The 14,444-nt window shown below is 68.5% G+C and carries 13 protein-coding genes; 3 read left to right on the top strand and 10 right to left on the bottom strand.

Features of this window, described 5'->3' with window-relative positions; all coding sequences use genetic code 11:
- Positions 1-67 precede the first annotated feature (67 nt).
- The gene (locus tag BEN78_02070) at positions 68-1,327 is read left to right on the top strand and encodes a hypothetical protein (protein ID ASR42361.1); all 1,260 of its coding nucleotides are present in this window, start codon (positions 68-70) and stop codon (positions 1,325-1,327) included.
- Positions 1,328-1,404: 77 nt separating this feature from the next.
- On the opposite strand, the gene BEN78_02065 is transcribed toward BEN78_02070, so the two are convergent.
- The 3 genes from BEN78_02065 to BEN78_02055 form a co-directional block, all read right to left on the bottom strand.
- Entirely contained in the window at positions 1,405-2,604 is a 1,200-nt protein-coding gene (locus BEN78_02065) for a peptidase S33 family protein (GenBank protein ID ASR44848.1), read from the bottom strand.
- Between the two features lie 314 nt (positions 2,605-2,918).
- Entirely contained in the window at positions 2,919-3,143 is a 225-nt protein-coding gene (locus BEN78_02060; protein ID ASR42360.1) for a hypothetical protein, read from the bottom strand.
- Positions 3,144-3,171: 28 nt separating this feature from the next.
- A complete protein-coding gene (locus BEN78_02055; GenBank protein ASR42359.1) occupies positions 3,172-5,265 on the bottom strand; it encodes a carbon starvation protein A in 2,094 nt (697 codons plus the stop codon).
- Positions 5,266-5,517: 252 nt separating this feature from the next.
- On the opposite strand from BEN78_02055, the gene BEN78_02050 reads away from it, so the two are divergent.
- The gene (locus BEN78_02050; GenBank protein ID ASR42358.1) at positions 5,518-6,162 is read left to right on the top strand and encodes an exopolysaccharide biosynthesis protein; all 645 of its coding nucleotides are present in this window, start codon (positions 5,518-5,520) and stop codon (positions 6,160-6,162) included.
- Positions 6,163-6,206: 44 nt separating this feature from the next.
- Here the strand turns inward: BEN78_02050 and BEN78_02045 are convergent, their stop codons facing one another.
- The 4 genes from BEN78_02045 to BEN78_02030 all read right to left on the bottom strand — a co-directional run bounded on the left by BEN78_02045 (position 6,207) and on the right by BEN78_02030 (position 11,596).
- On the bottom strand, positions 6,207-7,220 hold the full coding sequence (locus BEN78_02045; GenBank protein ASR42357.1) for a magnesium transporter CorA: 1,014 nt from the start codon (positions 7,218-7,220) through the stop codon (positions 6,207-6,209).
- A gap of 98 nt (positions 7,221-7,318) precedes the next feature.
- The gene (locus tag BEN78_02040) at positions 7,319-9,352 is read right to left on the bottom strand and encodes an alpha-glucosidase (GenBank protein ID ASR42356.1); all 2,034 of its coding nucleotides are present in this window, start codon (positions 9,350-9,352) and stop codon (positions 7,319-7,321) included.
- 164 nt (positions 9,353-9,516) lie between these two features.
- Positions 9,517-10,743, bottom strand: a complete 1,227-nt coding sequence (locus BEN78_02035) for a hypothetical protein (GenBank protein ID ASR42355.1) — start codon at positions 10,741-10,743, stop codon at positions 9,517-9,519.
- Positions 10,730-11,596: a magnesium/cobalt efflux protein gene (locus BEN78_02030; GenBank protein ID ASR42354.1), complete on the bottom strand. Its 867-nt coding sequence runs from the start codon at positions 11,594-11,596 to the stop codon at positions 10,730-10,732. The genes BEN78_02035 and BEN78_02030 overlap by 14 nt, the downstream gene beginning before the upstream one ends.
- A 213-nt stretch (positions 11,597-11,809) precedes the next feature.
- Between BEN78_02030 and BEN78_02025 the strand changes: the two genes are divergently transcribed.
- On the top strand, positions 11,810-12,310 hold the full coding sequence (locus tag BEN78_02025) for a hypothetical protein (GenBank protein ASR44847.1): 501 nt from the start codon (positions 11,810-11,812) through the stop codon (positions 12,308-12,310).
- Positions 12,311-12,333: 23 nt separating this feature from the next.
- On the opposite strand, the gene BEN78_02020 is transcribed toward BEN78_02025, so the two are convergent.
- Genes BEN78_02020 through BEN78_02010 form a run of 3 tightly spaced genes read right to left on the bottom strand, consistent with a single transcriptional unit; the run spans position 12,334 to position 14,416 of the window.
- Positions 12,334-12,819 (bottom strand): rRNA maturation RNase YbeY, encoded by a 486-nt coding sequence (locus BEN78_02020; GenBank protein ASR42353.1) that lies wholly within the window; start codon positions 12,817-12,819, stop codon positions 12,334-12,336.
- A gap of 40 nt (positions 12,820-12,859) precedes the next feature.
- On the bottom strand, positions 12,860-13,432 hold the full coding sequence (locus tag BEN78_02015) for a hypothetical protein (protein ASR42352.1): 573 nt from the start codon (positions 13,430-13,432) through the stop codon (positions 12,860-12,862).
- A gap of 3 nt (positions 13,433-13,435) precedes the next feature.
- Positions 13,436-14,416 (bottom strand): phosphate starvation-inducible protein PhoH, encoded by a 981-nt coding sequence (locus BEN78_02010; GenBank protein ID ASR42351.1) that lies wholly within the window; start codon positions 14,414-14,416, stop codon positions 13,436-13,438.
- Positions 14,417-14,444: the final 28 nt, after the last annotated feature.

Genomic DNA, 14,444 nt, shown 5'->3' with positions numbered 1-14,444 from the left:
CCTCGCGCCCGGCACGCTGCCGGGCGCGAGCGTGTCTTCCGACTCCGTCTTTTGAAGGTCCGACCGCATGGCGATCGAATCCGCTGCACCTTCCTCCGCGCTGATCACCAGCGACATCGTCCTGTTCGGCCTGATCGCCGCGACCCTGGGCCTGATCTTCTGGCTAGCCAGCGGCCCGACGCCGTTCTGGAAGAAATTCTTCACCTGGGTGCCGGCGCTGCTGCTGTGCTATTTCGTGCCGGCGTTCTACAACACCGTCGGGCTGATCGACGGCGAGCACAACAGCCTCTACAACCCGATCGCCAGCCGCGTGCTGCTGCCTGCGGCCCTGGTGCTGCTCACGCTGTCGATCGACCTCAAAGGCATCCTCAAGCTCGGGCCCAAACTGCTGTTTGTGTTCGTCGCCGGCACGGTCGGCATCGTGCTCGGCGCGATCGTCTCGTTCCAGATCATGGAATGGGTGCACCCGCCGGCCGTCGCCGGCGATACCTGGAAAGGCATGGCGGCGCTGGCGGGCAGTTGGATCGGCGGTGGCGCGAACATGGTCGCGATGCGCGAGGTGTACGGCGTCGATGCCACGTTGTTCGGCCAGTTCGCGGTGGTCGACGTCGCGATGGCCAGCGCCCTGATGGCGACGTTGCTGTTCCTGGCCAACCGTTCGACGCAGATCGACGCGCGTTCGGGCGCCGACACGCGCGCCATCGACGAGATGAAGGCCAAGATGGCCGCTTTCGAAGCCGCGAATGCCCGCATTCCCACGCTCACTGACCTGATGGTCATCGTCGGTATGGCCTTCGGTATCGTCGCCGCGGCGCATGCGATCGCCACGCCGCTGGCGGCCTGGTTCGGCGCCAACGTCGAAAACGCTGCGCAGTACAGCCTCGACTCGGCCTTCGTCTGGGTGATCCTGATCGCCACCGCGGCGGGGCTGAGTCTCAGCTTCACACGCGCGCGCAACCTGGAGAGCGCCGGTGCCTCGCGACTGGGCACCGTGTTCCTGTATTTCCTGATCGCCTGCATCGGCATGCAGATGGACTTCATGAAGCTGTTCGACCGGCTGGAACTGATCGCGATCGGCGCGATCTGGATGGCGGTCCACGTGCTGGTGATCTGGGGCGCGGCGCGCCTGGTCAAGGCGCCGATGTTTTACGTCGGCGTCGGCTCGATGGGCAACGTCGGCGCGGCGGCGTCGGCGCCCGTCATCGCTGCGGCGTTCCATCCCACGCTCGCGCCGGTCGGCGTACTGCTGGGTACCGTGGGCTACGCCACCGGCACCCTGATCGCCTACTTCGTCGGCCAGATCCTGCGCCTCATGGCCGGCCAATAACCGGGGTCAGAGTGCATTTTTTCTTAAAATCGGGGGTCGGCGTGCATGTCTCGAGAACTGCACTCTGACCCCGGTTTTTATGGCGTGCAGCTTGCCGGCACCGGCTGATCGCGGACGAAGGCGTTGGCTGCTGCGACGAAACAGTCGGGCGCGACCAACGGCAGCAGATGGGCGCCCCCGTCGACCGTGACGAAACGCAGCGGACCGGCGTCGGCGAGCAGCGCGGCGTGCGCTTGGGCGCCGGCATAGGGCGTGTTGGGGTCAAGGGTGCCGTGGATCACCAGCGTGCGCGGCAGGGTGGCAGGCGTGTGGCCGAACCAGGCGTCGCGCGGGTAGAGCGGCACGGACGCCTCGACCAGAAAGCCAGGGATCGCACTGGTGAACAGCGCATCGCGCGCTTCGGCCTCGACATCGGCCCGGCTCAAGTCGCGGCGTCCGTTGTTCTCGGACGCCGAGATCAGCATGACCAGCGGCAGCGAAGGTGGCGATTGCGGATGCCGGGTCAGCGGCGCGAGCGTGGTCTGCAACTCGGCGACCGCCGCCTGCAAGGGCGCGGTGTCGCCGGCGGACAGGCCGTCGATGATCGCCGGGATGCGTGCCCGCAATTCGGGGAAGTTCAGCAGCCTGCCGAGAAAGCCGCGCAGATCGCCGCCGGGCACGACGGCCTGCCAGAGCGTCGGATCCGCGGTGGCCAGCAGATGCGCATACCGTGCGCTGCCGGCCTCGCCGAGCACCGCTCGGCCGACCGTATCGACGACCGCGGTGCGATGGCCCAGATCCCACTGCGGCGCGCTTTCAGGAGGGACCAGCCCGTCGAGGATCACGCCGTCGAGCGGCCGGCCGTCGACCGGTGCAGGCGTGATCTGCAGCATGCGCAGCACCAATTGCGTTCCGTAGGACACGCCGTAGACCAGCACCTCGCCGTCGCCGTGGTGGCGGGCGATCAGGGCGGAAAGATCCTGCGCGGCCTGTGTGGTCGAGAACGCAGCGGTGCGCGCCGGATCGGCATACATGGCGCCGATGCACGGCCCCCATTCGTTCGGTGCCAGCGCATAGCCGTCGGCGCTGTCGGCCGATTCCTCGGTCGGGCACAGCCGGGTCGAGCCGCCGGTGCCGCGATGGTCGGGGATCACCAGGTCGTACTGGGAGAAGGCGCGGCGAAAGGTCGGTAAAAACGGAAGCAGCGCCGCGCCCGGCTCGCCCGGACCGCCGGCGACGAGCCAGATCTCGCCGCGCCTGCGCGCGGGATCGGCGGCCGGGAAGCGACGGACGGCCACATCGATCGTGTCCAGATCGGGCGCCTCGTGACGCAGGGGCAGCGACTGGGTCAGGCACAGGCTTCCCGCAAGCTCAGGGAACTGCGCGATGTCCGCACAGGGCGCGGACGTCGGTGCGGCGTTGGACGCGGATGCACCCAGTGGCAATGCAACGAGGCACAGAGCGACGGTCAGAAGGCGCAGGCGCATTGGCCGGTCGCTCGGATTGGTGGAGCGCGGAGCATGCACCGTCCCGGCCCGCAAACAAAGCAAAACCGGGGTCAGCGTGCATTTCGCTCACGAAATTGCACTCTGACCCCGGTTTGCAGGTTGGGTCAGCAGCAGCGGAAGCCGCTGCGTCCGCCGAAGCGGGCTTCCTGGCGTTCGCGAAAGAAGGTCTTGTAGTCCATCGGTTCGCGATCGGGATGCTTGTCGAGCATGTGGCGGACGTAGTTGTCGTAGTCGGGCACGCCGCAGCACAGCCGCGCGGTCTGCACCACTCTTCGCCACACACGTTTGTGTGTGGCGAAGTAGTCGACCGGGACCAGGGTGCCGGCCATCAGCCCAGCGCTCCGGCGACGGTCCGCATCACAGCCAGGCCTTCTGCTGGTCGGGCGAAAGCTCGACGTACGGGGTCTCGCGCGCGGTCGGCGTGGCCACGCGGCGGGCCCGTACGATCGCGCGGATCGCGAAGAACAGCGTGCTGAACACCACGAACAGGAACAGTGCCGTCAGGCCCGCGTTGACGTAGGCGTTGACGACCACCTGCTGCATCTGGCCAGCGGTCTTGGCCGCGCCCAGCAGTTCGCCGTTGGCCAGCGCGGTCTTGTAGTGGCTGGCCTGGGCGAGGAAGCCGACTGCCGGCTTGGGGTCGAACAGCTTGATCAGGCCGGCCGCTGTGGTGCAGATCAGCAGCCACACCGCAGGCACCACAGTCACCCACGCATAGCGGTCTTTCTTCATCTTGAACAGCACCACCGTGCACAGCATCAGCGCGATGCCGGCCAGCATCTGGTTGGCGATGCCGAACAGTGGCCACAAGGTGTTGATGCCGCCCAGCGGATCGACCACGCCTTGGTAGAGGAAGTAGCCCCACAGCGCCACGCAACCCGCCGTGCCCAGGGCATTGGCGCCCCAGTTGTCGGTCTTGCGCAGTACCGGCACGAAGTTGCCGAGCAGGTCCTGCAGCATGAACCGGCCAGCGCGCGTGCCCGCGTCCACCGCGGTCAGGATGAACAGCGCCTCGAACAGGATCGCGAAGTGGTACCAGAACGCCATCGCCGCCTCGCCGGTGAAGGGCAGAGCGTCGTGCAGGATCACCGCAATGCCCACCGCCAGCGTCGGCGCGCCGCCGGCGCGCGAGATGATGGTGTGCTCGCCGATCTGCTGGGCCTTGAGTTCCAGCGCCTCGGGGGTGATCACAAAGCCCATCTGGCTCACCGCCGCCGCCGCGCTGTGCACGTCGGTGCCGACGATCGCCGCGGGGCTGTTCATCGCAAAGTAGATGCCCGGATCGAGGATCGAGGCTGCGACCAGCGCCATGATCGCTACGAACGATTCCATCAGCATGCCGCCGTAGCCGATGTAACGGGCGTGGGTCTCGTTGGCGAGCAGCTTGGGCGTGGTGCCCGAAGAAATCAGCGCATGGAAGCCCGACACCGCGCCGCAGGCGATGGTGATGAACAGGAACGGGAACAGGCCGCCCTTCCAGACCGGACCGTCGCCGGTGGACGCGAACTCGGTCAACGCCGGCATCTTCAGCGAGGTGACCTCGGGGCTGGCGATGACGATGCCGATCGCCAGCGCAACGATCACGCCGATCTTGAGGAACGTCGACAGATAGTCGCGCGGCGCCAGCAGCAGCCACACCGGCAGCGTCGCGGCGACGAAGCCGTAGCCGATCAGCATCCAGGTGATCTGGGTGCCGGTGAAGGTGAACGCCGGGCCCCAGGTCGGATGGGCGCCGACCTTGCCGCCCAGCCAGATCGCGCCCAGCAGCAGCACGATGCCGACCACCGAGATCTCGCCGATCTTGCCGGGGCGGATGTAGCGCATGTACAGCCCCATGAAGATCGCGATGGGCATCGTCGCAATCACGGTGAACATGCCCCAGGGGCTCTCGGCCAGTGCCTTGACGACGATCATCGCCAGCACTGCCAGGATGATGATCATGATCATGAAGGCGCCGAACAGCGCGATCGTGCCCGCCACCTGGCCCATCTCCTCGCGCACCAGGTCGCCGAGCGAGCGGCCGTTGCGGCGGGTGGACACGAACAGGACCATGAAGTCCTGCACCGCGCCGGCCAGCACCACGCCGACGATCAGCCACAGCATGCCGGGCAGGTAGCCCATCTGCGCGGCCAGCACCGGGCCGACCAGCGGACCGGCACCCGCGATCGCGGCGAAGTGGTGGCCGAACAGCACATGCTTGTTGGTCGGCACGTAGTCCAGGCCGTCGTTGTTGACGTGCGCGGGCGTGGCGCGCCGCACATCGAGCCCCATGACGTTCTTGGCGATGTACAGGCTGTAGTAGCGGTAGGCGACCAGATAGATCGACACCGCCGCGACCACGATCCACAGCGCGCTGATCTGTTCGCCTTGACGCAGGGCGACGACGCCCATGCAGGCGGCGCCCAGCAGCGCGACCGCGCCCCAGACGACGTGGTTGACGACACCCTTCATAGCGATTCCCCGGAAAGACCGCGCACAGGGTCGCGCCGGGGGCCGGCGCGGTCAATGCGCATCGATGCCGATCGCGGCCCAAAGCCTTACGACTTTCGTATTAGACGCCGCGCGCGGCAATGTGAATGGGGCAGGGGCGGGCCCGGGCGTCCTGCTAGGATGGCGCGCCCTTCCGCTCCGGATCTGCCCTGTGTCGACGATGCCGCCGCCCGCCCTGCGCATGCTCGCCGCGCACCGACCGCGCGTCTTGCGATGAGCGCTCCGATGGAGGCCTCGGAGGCCTCGCTGCGCGAGCAGCTGCAGTCGCTGATCGCAGGCCTGCCTGACAGCGACGTGGAGGTCGGGCCGCTGGTTGACGAGCTCGGCGCGCAGGGCATGCTGCTGCTGGTGATCCTGCTGACGCTGGTGTTCCTGATCCCGGTCTCGATCCCTGGCGTTAGCACGGTGTTTGGCGCGGTCATCGTGCTGATCGGCGTGGCCCGCATGATGGGGCGCCCCTTGTGGCTGCCGTCCGCGGTGCGCCGCCGTTCGGTGCCGGCCGGCCGCATGCGCGGTGCGCTCGACACCGGCTTGAAGTGGGTGCGCCGGCTCGAGCGCATCACCCGCCCCGGCCGTCTGGCCGGCCTGACCCACGGCCGTGGGGTCGGGTTGTTCAACGACGCGGCGCTGATCCTGGGCGCGGTGCTGCTGATGGCGCCGTTCGGTTTCATTCCCTTCAGCAACACCGTACCGGGCGTGGCGCTGATGTGCCTGGCGATCGGCCTGCTGCAGCGTGACGGCACGATGGTGCTGCTGGGCCACCTGGCCAATGTACTGACGATCGTCTATTTCGCCGTGCTGATCGGCGGTGGCGGACTGGCGATCCGCGAGGCGGTCACGCGTTTCTGGCCGGCGTAGCGCCGGCTGCCCGCGGCGTCGATGGCGCTATGGAAGCGCCTGCGTCACAGCCAACCGGCGCGCTTGAACATCCGGTACAACAGGCCCATGACCACGGCGGTGCCGCCGATCAGCAGCGGGTAGGCGTAGCGTTCGTCGAGCTCGGGCATGTTGTGGAAGTTCATGCCGTACCAGCTGGTGATCAGCGTCGGTGCCGCAAGCAGCGCGGCCCAGGCGCCGAGTTTCTTGACGATCTCGCCCTGGGTCAGCGTCACCAGCGCCTGGTTGACCGCAAGCGCGGTGCCGAGCATGTCGCGCAGCGCATCGACGGTCTCGTTGATGCGGGCCGAATGGTCGAGTACGTCGCGGATGTAGGGCTTCATGTCGGACGGCACCAGCGGGCCGGTGTTGCGCATCAGTTGCGAGAGCACGTCCTGTAGCGGCGTGGCCGCGACCCGCATCCAGGTCAGTTCGCGCTTGAGTTCGTAGAGCCGGATCAGGATGCGGCGGTGGAACTGCGCACTGACGATGTGGCGTTCGAGCGCATCGAGCGTGGTGCGGAACTCTTCGACCACCGGCAGATAGTTGTCGACGATCGCATCGAGCACCGCGTACAGCGCCGCGGACGGCCCCATCGCCAGCAATGCCGGTTCGCGCTCCAGGCGGCGACGCGCCGGTGCGTACGACAGCGAGGCGCCGTGGCGCACACTCACCAGATAGCGGGGACCGAGAAACAGATGGGTCTCGCCGTAGGCGATGCGCTCGTCGACCGCCTGCGCGGTGTTGGCGACGATGAACAGCGAATCGCCATAGGCCTCGATCTTGGGCCGCTGGTGCGCCTTGCCCGCATCCTCGATCGCCAGATCGTGCAGGTCGAACTCGGCCTGCAACTGCGCCAGCACGCTCTGGTCGGGTTCGTAGAGGCCGATCCAGGCAAAACACGCCGGATCGTCGACCAGCGCCTCGCCGACATCGGCCAACGCCACCTCGCGCTTGCCGCCAGGCCCGTAGACCGCGCAGTTCACCACACTCGGCGGATTGGGCGGCGTGGCGCCGGACGTCACGGGAGAATCGCTCATCGGCGCATCCTCCGCGAAACCGGGGTCAGAGTGCAATTTCTCGCCGCATGGTGAGAAAAATGCACTCTGACCCCGGTTTTGCTTTTTGGGGTTTGGCTTTAGAGGGCGACGAACCGCACCGCCTGCCCGCCGGCCGGGGCCAGGCGAACCGACAGCGTGTCGCCGGCGCCGATCTCGCGCGACTCGATGACGATGTCGTGGGGGTCGTCGCGCCAGCCGGCGTTGTCGCCGTCGCGATAGATCTGCGCGGTGTAGCGGCGGCCAGGAGCGAGGAAGTCCAGGGGCACCTCGATCGTGCGCGCGCTGTCGTCGGTCACCGCGCCCAGGTACCAGTCGTCGCCGCCGCGCGCGCGGCGGGCGATCACCGCGTACTCGCCGACGTCGCCGGCCACCGCACGGGTGTCCTCCCAGTCCACCGGGACGTCGCGGATGAACTGGAAGGCCTCGGGACGCGCCTCGTAGTGCTCGAGCAGATCGGCCGCCATCTGCAGCGGGCTATAGATCACCACGTACAGCGCCAACTGTTTGGCCAACGTGCTGGCCATCGGCTCGCCCGACTTGGTATCCATGCCGAACACGCCAGGCGTGAAGTCCATCGGCCCGGCCAGCAGGCGGGTGTACACCAGCGTGGCCTCGTGCTCGGGCGGGTTGCCCGGATTGCCCCAGGCGTTGAACTCCATGCCGCGTGCGCCTTCGCGGGTGATCAGGTTGGGATACGTGCGGCGCAGCCCGGTGTCCTTGACCGGCTCGTGCGGATTGACCGCGATGTGACGCTTCGCGGCGGCATCGATCACGCGCTGGTGGTGGCGCACCATCGCCTGGCCTTCGTGCCAGGCGTAGCGCAGCCGGCCTTGGGCATCGCGCACCTTGGCCTGGCCAGCGTCGGCGACATAGCCGGTCTTGACCGCGTGCACGCCCAGGCGCGCGTACAGGTCGAACGCGTCGTCGAGCTGCTGTTCGTAATGGGCGGCATTGCCCGAGGTCTCGTGATGGCCGATCAGCATTACGCCCTTCTCGCGCGCATAGCGGGTGACCTCGTCGAGATCGAAGTCGGGGTAGGGGCGGGTGAAGCTGAAGGTCTCCCCGTTGCCGAACCACTCGCCATCCCAACCGACGTTCCAGCCTTCAACCAGCACGCCGCCCAGGCCGTTGGCGGCGGCGAAGTCGATGTGGCGCTTGGCGTGGGCGGTGGTCGCGCCGTGCTTGGAGCCCGAGGCCCAGGTCTTGCGGTCGAGGTGCATCTCCCACCAGATGCCGACGTACTTCATCGGCCGGATCCAAGAGACGTCGCCGAGTGCGTTGGGCGCGTTGAGGTTGAGGATCAGTCCCGACTCGACCAGGCCACCGGCGCGATCGGCGATCTGGATCGTGCGCCACGGCGTCGCGAACGGCGCGGCGACTTCGACCTTGGCCTCGCCGATGCCCGGCGTCAGTGCAGCTTTGAGCTTGCGGCCGTCGACGCGGGTCAGGTTCATGCCCGAATAGTCGACCAGCGCCGCTTCGTGGATCGACAGATGCAGGCCGTCATCGGTGCGCAGCGTGATCGGCGTCTGCGCGTCGCCGACTTGCTCGATCGGCGTGCGATGGTAGAGGTACTCCTCGCGGTTCCACTCGAAGGCCGGAATCCACCAGGCGGTCGCCGCATCGGCGACGACGAATTCGGTTAGCTCTTCGCTGATCGCCAGGCGGCGAAGTCCCGGCTGGTCGGGAAAGTCGTAGCGAAAACCGACGCCGTCGTCGAACACGCGGAACACCACGTCGAAACGGCGCTTGGCACCGCTGGTCTCGGCGAAGGTGACACGCAGTTCGTTATGGTGGTCGCGCATGTGCCGGCGCTCGCCCCACGGCAGCTCCCAGGCCTCGTCGTGGCTGCGTGTGCGCTGGTCGACGATGGCGAGGTTGCGTTCGAACTTCGGTGCGTCGGCGAACAGCATGCCCAGACGCGAATCGGCGATCACCGGCCGTCCGGCCCGGCTGATGTGGTAGCTGGCGCGGCCCTCGTTGTCGGTCGTGACCTCGACGGCGATCGTCGCGTCGGGCGAGGTGATGCGGGCGGCCGATCCGGCCGGCGGATTCGCGAGGGCCGAGAGCGGCAGCAGCAGGGCGAGACAGAGCGTGAACCGGTTCGACATGTGCGGCGCCCTCCCAAGCGCATTCGCGTGCGGTCGTCCCGATTCTGTCACGCAGGTCCGAGGCGCCGTGGCCGCATACGTATGCAGGCGTCACGCGCGGTGTCTGCAATGCAAGCAGCGCGCGCGGCCGCAACCCGCGGCCGTCCATCACCGGTGCGGCGTGCCTAGGCGAGAGCGGCCGGCTGCTTCGGACGCAGTGCCGCCAGCAGGGCGATATGCACCGGCAGCACCAGCGACAGCCAGGCCGCATTGCGCTGCGGCAGCACGGGCAGCCAGTGCAGGAACAGCGCGACGATGCCGAGAGTGGCAACCGTCGGCAGCACGATCGCGAACACCCGGCCAGGTGCGTGGCCGCGAGCGAGCCGCCAGCCACCGGGCAGCAGCAGCAGGCACAGCGGGTTGAACAGCAGCAGGTTGTGGTTGCGCCAGCCGAACACATGCTCGGTGCCCAGCCACAGCAACAGCATCACCGCACCGAGCAGCGCGCACAGTGTCCAGAAGCCGAGCGCAGTGGCGGCCAGGGCACGCGGCGCGCGGCGGCCCAGCGCCCAAGCGGCTGCGCCCAGTGCGAGGCCGGCCAGCAACCACGGCCACCACTGGCGCGCGCGCTCCGGCGGCTCGGCCGGCTGGCGGTGCGGCAGCACCTCGACTTCCTCGGCGACCAGCGGCCGGCCGTCGGCATGGTGGATGCCGCGCAGCGCTTCGGCCAGCCGCATCGGCACGAACATGTCCTGCCACAGCGCATTCGGCCGATCGGCGGCCGGGCCCAGGCCGATGTCGAAGCCCAGCCACATCCACAGCGCCGGGGACGCCAGGCGCACCGCATCGCCGCGATAGGTGTTGCCGCGTGAGCGGCCCTGCAACTGCCGGTGCAGCAATCCGCCAAGCGCGTCGTCGAGCGCGTCGCGCACGCGCGTGGAGCAGTTGTCGGTGAAGTAGTCGTAGCGGTAATGCGCGTTCTCGGGGCGCGCATTCCAGGCCAGGGCCGTCGCCAGATGCCGGGCCTGCGCCGGGTCGAGGTCCAGCCACTGGATCGACACCCCACGCCCGACTTCGCGGTAGTAGGCCAGGTCGTCGGCCAGCGGCAGCGCGGCGAGTTGGTAGCGCATATCGCCGCGCACGAAGCGGGCGACGAAATCCGGCTCCGACGGGTCGAAGAAGCCGAAGTTGTAGGACACCGGCTCCGGCGCTGCCGGGTCGTCGATCACGATCGCGTTGTGGCCGAAGCGTTCGAAGAACACTTCGCCCGGCTGCATCGTCGCCACCCCGACCCGTGGGGCGTCGCTTGCGACCTGGGCCAACGCCGGCCAGGCGATCAGCGCCAGCAGCAGCGCGAACGCCTGTCGCCAGGCGTGGGCGGCGGACGTGCGCGGCGCCTCAGTCCTGGGCATGCACGCTGACGTGCAGCGCATGCAGCCGGCGCGAGTCGGCATCGGTGACGCGGAAGGCGAACCGGCCCAGTGCCAGCTCCTCGCCGACCTCGGGCAGATGGCCGATCGCGCCGATGATCACCCCGCCGATGGTGTCGTATTCGTCGTCGTCGAAATCGGCGCCGAAGCGCTCGTTGAAGTCGGCGATCGGGGTCAGCGCGCTGACCGCGAACTGGCCATCGGCCTGGGCGGCGATCAGTGCGTTCGGATCTTCGGCGTCGTCGTGTTCGTCGTCGATCTCGCCGACGATCTCTTCGAGCACATCCTCGATCGTCACCAGCCCGGCGACGCCGCCGTACTCGTCGATGACGATCGCCATGTGGTTGCGCGAGAGCCGGAACTCGCGCAGCAGCACATTGAGCTTCTTGGATTCGGGGATCAGCACCGCCGGGCGCAGCAGCTCGTGGATCGAGCCTGGGCCGTTGTCGGCGACCACACCGCGCAGCAGGTCCTTGGCGAGCAGGATGCCGAGCACCTCGTCCTTGTCGTCGCCATGCACCGGGAAGCGCGAGTGGCCGGACTCGACCACCTGCTTCATCAGGTCCAGGAACTTGGCATCGGCCGGCAGCGCGACCATCTGCGCGCGCGGCACCATCACATCGCCGACCGTCTTGCTGGAGATGCCCAGCGCGCCTTCGAACATGCGCAGGGTGTCGGCGTCGATCAGGCCGTCGGCGTGGGTGTCACGCAGCAGCTCGACCAGGTCCTCGCGGTTGGTGGGTTCGCCGGAGATCGCCGAACTGATCCGGTCCAGCCAGCTGCGGCGCTTTTCGTGGGGCTCGGTGGCGGTTTGACTACTGTCGTCTTCTGACATTGCGTTGGTATGGGCGCCCCAGGGGGGAGGGGCGATGGTGGGGCGTGCGGGAAAGTCTAGCGCGTCCGCCGCCGCCGATGTCCAGGCGGCCGTCACGGCCGGAACTCCGGGGCCCGGCGCGGAGAATTCCGAAGCCGCGCCGCGGCGATGCCCGATCGCGGCGGTACGCGGCTGACGGCGATGCTGGCCACACATTCATTCAGGAGTACCGACATGCCTGTTGTGATCCGTCCCGTCCGCCTGGCCACCCTCGCGCTGGCCGCCGTGCTGGGCCTGCCCGGCCTGGCCAGCGCCGAGGCGCGCCTGGGCGGGCCCTATGTCGACGCCGCGACCTATGCCCGCGGCGACGATGCGCGCGTCGAGGCCTGGTACGCGATGACCTACCAGTTGCCCCGGCAGTTCGACCAGATCTGCGGCGACACCTTCTGCGAGGGCGAGTACACCAACCTCCAGCCCTTGCGCTTCGAATGCTCGGTGCACCGGGACGATGGACGGATCGGCATGTGCGTGTGGAGTTTCGCGGCCAGCGAGGAGTTCCTGGTGGCGCGCACCGGCCGGATCATCGTGCAGCCGAAGGTCTGGCACTGCCGAACACCGCTGGCGGCCGGCACCACGCTGCCGGCGATGCTCGACGCGGTGGCCGGCGGGGACGCGCTTGATGCGGTACTGCCGGGTGGGCGGTCGATCTTCGACGGGCTGGTCGATTGCCTCTGAGCGCCTGGGCAAGCGCCGGCGGCTTAGCCGGGTAACCGGTAAGGGTCGTCGATGCCGAGCGAGGCGAGGACTTCGCGCTCGAGCTGCTCCATCGCCTCGGCGTCCTTGTCGTTCTCGTGGTCCCAGCCCAGCAGGTGCAGCACGCCGTGCACGGTCAGGTGGGCGTAGTGGTCGCCCTGGCGCTTGTGCTGTTCGGCAGCCTCGCGCGCGACCACCGGCGCGCAGATCACCAGGTCGCCCAGCAAGGGCAGGCGGACGCCCTCGGGCAGCCCTTCGGGCAGCTCGGCCGGGAAGCTCAGCACGTTGGTCGCGTAGTCCTTGCCGCGGTAGTGGCGGTTGAGTGCACGGCCCTCGTCCTCGTCGACCAGGCGGATCGCCAGGTCCGCTTCGCGGATCCGGCCATCGAGCGCGGCACTCGCCCAGCGGCGGAAGCTGGCCGCCGAGGGAATGCCCTTGCGCGGCAGCGCATAGCCGACGGCGATGTCGAGATGGGGCGCGGCCTGGGTCATGGCGGGTCTCATGCAAACAGGAAAAATCAGGGGCAGGCGGTCAGGCGATCCACTCGACCAGCATCAGGAACGGGCGTTCGCCCTCGTCCAGCCGATAGAGCACGGCGCCCATGGGGCCATCACCCCGGCGGGGATTGGTCCGCGTGACCAAGACCGCATCGCGCAGGCCCGCCTCGCCGGAGCGCCACATCGCGGCGTCGCCGCGCTCGAGCATCGCGCCGATCAGATAGCGCGCGTCGCCCGGTACGTCCTCCAGCGCCGCCCGCAGGCAGCCGTATCGGTCATGTCCAGGCAGCCGGGGCGAGGCCAGCAGCTGGGCCGCGCGATTGCCGCGGATCAGGGCCAGGCGTTCGGACTCGTCGCGCCACAGCGGCGCGTCGTGGTCGGCCGCGCGGTCGTTTTCTCTCTGCGGGGGCTGCGGCCGGGCCGCGACCGCGCGCTCGAGGTCGGTCAGCGGCAGGCTCACCATGACCGATCCAGCCTCGATCGACAGGCAGGGCGCGGCGATCGCGGCCGCGGTGGCGATCCGCTGCGATGTCGGAGACGTCTGCGCCGCGGCCGCAGTGGGCAGGGCCAGCGCCAGGGCGAACGCACCGATGCGGCGCAGCGCCATCGCTCAGGCCGGTCCGGTCGCCGCGTCGCTGGCATCGCGGCGTTCGTAGGCGCCAACGATGCGCGCGACCAGCGGATGGCGCACGACATCGCGTGCTTCGAAGAACGTGAAGCTCACGCCCTCGACCTCGCGCAGCACGTCCAGCGCGTCGCGCAGGCCGGACTTCACGTGCTTGGGCAGGTCGATCTGGGTCAGGTCGCCCGTGACCACGGCCGTCGAGCCGAAGCCCAGGCGGGTCAGGAACATCTTCATCTGCTCGATCGTGGTGTTCTGCGCCTCGTCGAGGATCACGAATGCATCATTGAGCGTGCGTCCGCGCATGTAGGCCAGCGGCGCGATCTCGATGACGTTGCGTTCCAGTAGCTTGGCGACCTTCTCCACGCCGAGCATCTCGTACAGCGCGTCGTAAAGCGGGCGGAGGTACGGGTCGACCTTCTGGCTCAGATCGCCGGGCAGAAAGCCCAGCTTCTCGCCGGCCTCGACCGCCGGACGCACCAGCACCAGCCGTTGGACCTTGGATTCGTTGAGCGCCTCGACCGCCATCGCCACCGCGAGGAAGGTCTTGCCGGTGCCCGCCGGGCCGATGCCGAAATTGATGTCGTGGGTGGCGATACGGTGCAGGTAGCGAACCTGGTTGGCGCCGCGTCCGCGGACCGTACCGCGCTTGACCCGGACCGCCACTTCCTGCGGTACGACGTCGTCGTCGCGCGCCACATTGGCCTCCGAGAGCCGCATCGCCACGGCCTGGCTGTCGAGCGTCTCGGTTTCGGTCTCGTCGTAGAGCGCGCGCACGAACGCTTCGGCGCGGGCCACCACATCGCGGTCTCGGCCGGTGATGCGGAACACATGGCCGCGATTGGCGATCTCCACCCCCAGGCGCAGCTCGATCTGGCGCAGGTGGCTGTCGAAGGGGCCGGCGAGATTGGCGAGGCGCTCGGTGTCGTCCGGTTCGAGGACGAAGTCGGTTTGGGGGCTGGTCTGCATAGGGCGCGCAGGGTAGCGCATCGCCATG

The organism is Xanthomonas citri pv. mangiferaeindicae, assembly GCA_002240395.1.
GTDB classification, from domain to species: domain Bacteria; phylum Pseudomonadota; class Gammaproteobacteria; order Xanthomonadales; family Xanthomonadaceae; genus Luteimonas; species Luteimonas citri_A.
This window is presented reverse-complemented; position numbering and strand designations above follow the sequence as displayed.

Coding starts and splice junctions, on each gene's coding strand:
- BEN78_02070 (ASR42361.1), top strand. CDS start 68: ATGGCGATCGAATCCGCTGCACCTTCCTCCGCGCTGATCACCAGCGAC.
- BEN78_02060 (ASR42360.1), bottom strand. CDS start 3,143: ATGGCCGGCACCCTGGTCCCGGTCGACTACTTCGCCACACACAAACGT.
- BEN78_02055 (ASR42359.1), bottom strand. CDS start 5,265: ATGAAGGGTGTCGTCAACCACGTCGTCTGGGGCGCGGTCGCGCTGCTG.
- BEN78_02050 (ASR42358.1), top strand. CDS start 5,518: ATGAGCGCTCCGATGGAGGCCTCGGAGGCCTCGCTGCGCGAGCAGCTG.
- BEN78_02045 (ASR42357.1), bottom strand. CDS start 7,220: ATGAGCGATTCTCCCGTGACGTCCGGCGCCACGCCGCCCAATCCGCCG.
- BEN78_02040 (ASR42356.1), bottom strand. CDS start 9,352: ATGTCGAACCGGTTCACGCTCTGTCTCGCCCTGCTGCTGCCGCTCTCG.
- BEN78_02035 (ASR42355.1), bottom strand. CDS start 10,743: ATGCCCAGGACTGAGGCGCCGCGCACGTCCGCCGCCCACGCCTGGCGA.
- BEN78_02030 (ASR42354.1), bottom strand. CDS start 11,596: ATGTCAGAAGACGACAGTAGTCAAACCGCCACCGAGCCCCACGAAAAG.
- BEN78_02025 (ASR44847.1), top strand. CDS start 11,810: ATGCCTGTTGTGATCCGTCCCGTCCGCCTGGCCACCCTCGCGCTGGCC.
- BEN78_02020 (ASR42353.1), bottom strand. CDS start 12,819: ATGACCCAGGCCGCGCCCCATCTCGACATCGCCGTCGGCTATGCGCTG.
- BEN78_02015 (ASR42352.1), bottom strand. CDS start 13,432: ATGGCGCTGCGCCGCATCGGTGCGTTCGCCCTGGCGCTGGCCCTGCCC.
- BEN78_02010 (ASR42351.1), bottom strand. CDS start 14,416: ATGCAGACCAGCCCCCAAACCGACTTCGTCCTCGAACCGGACGACACC.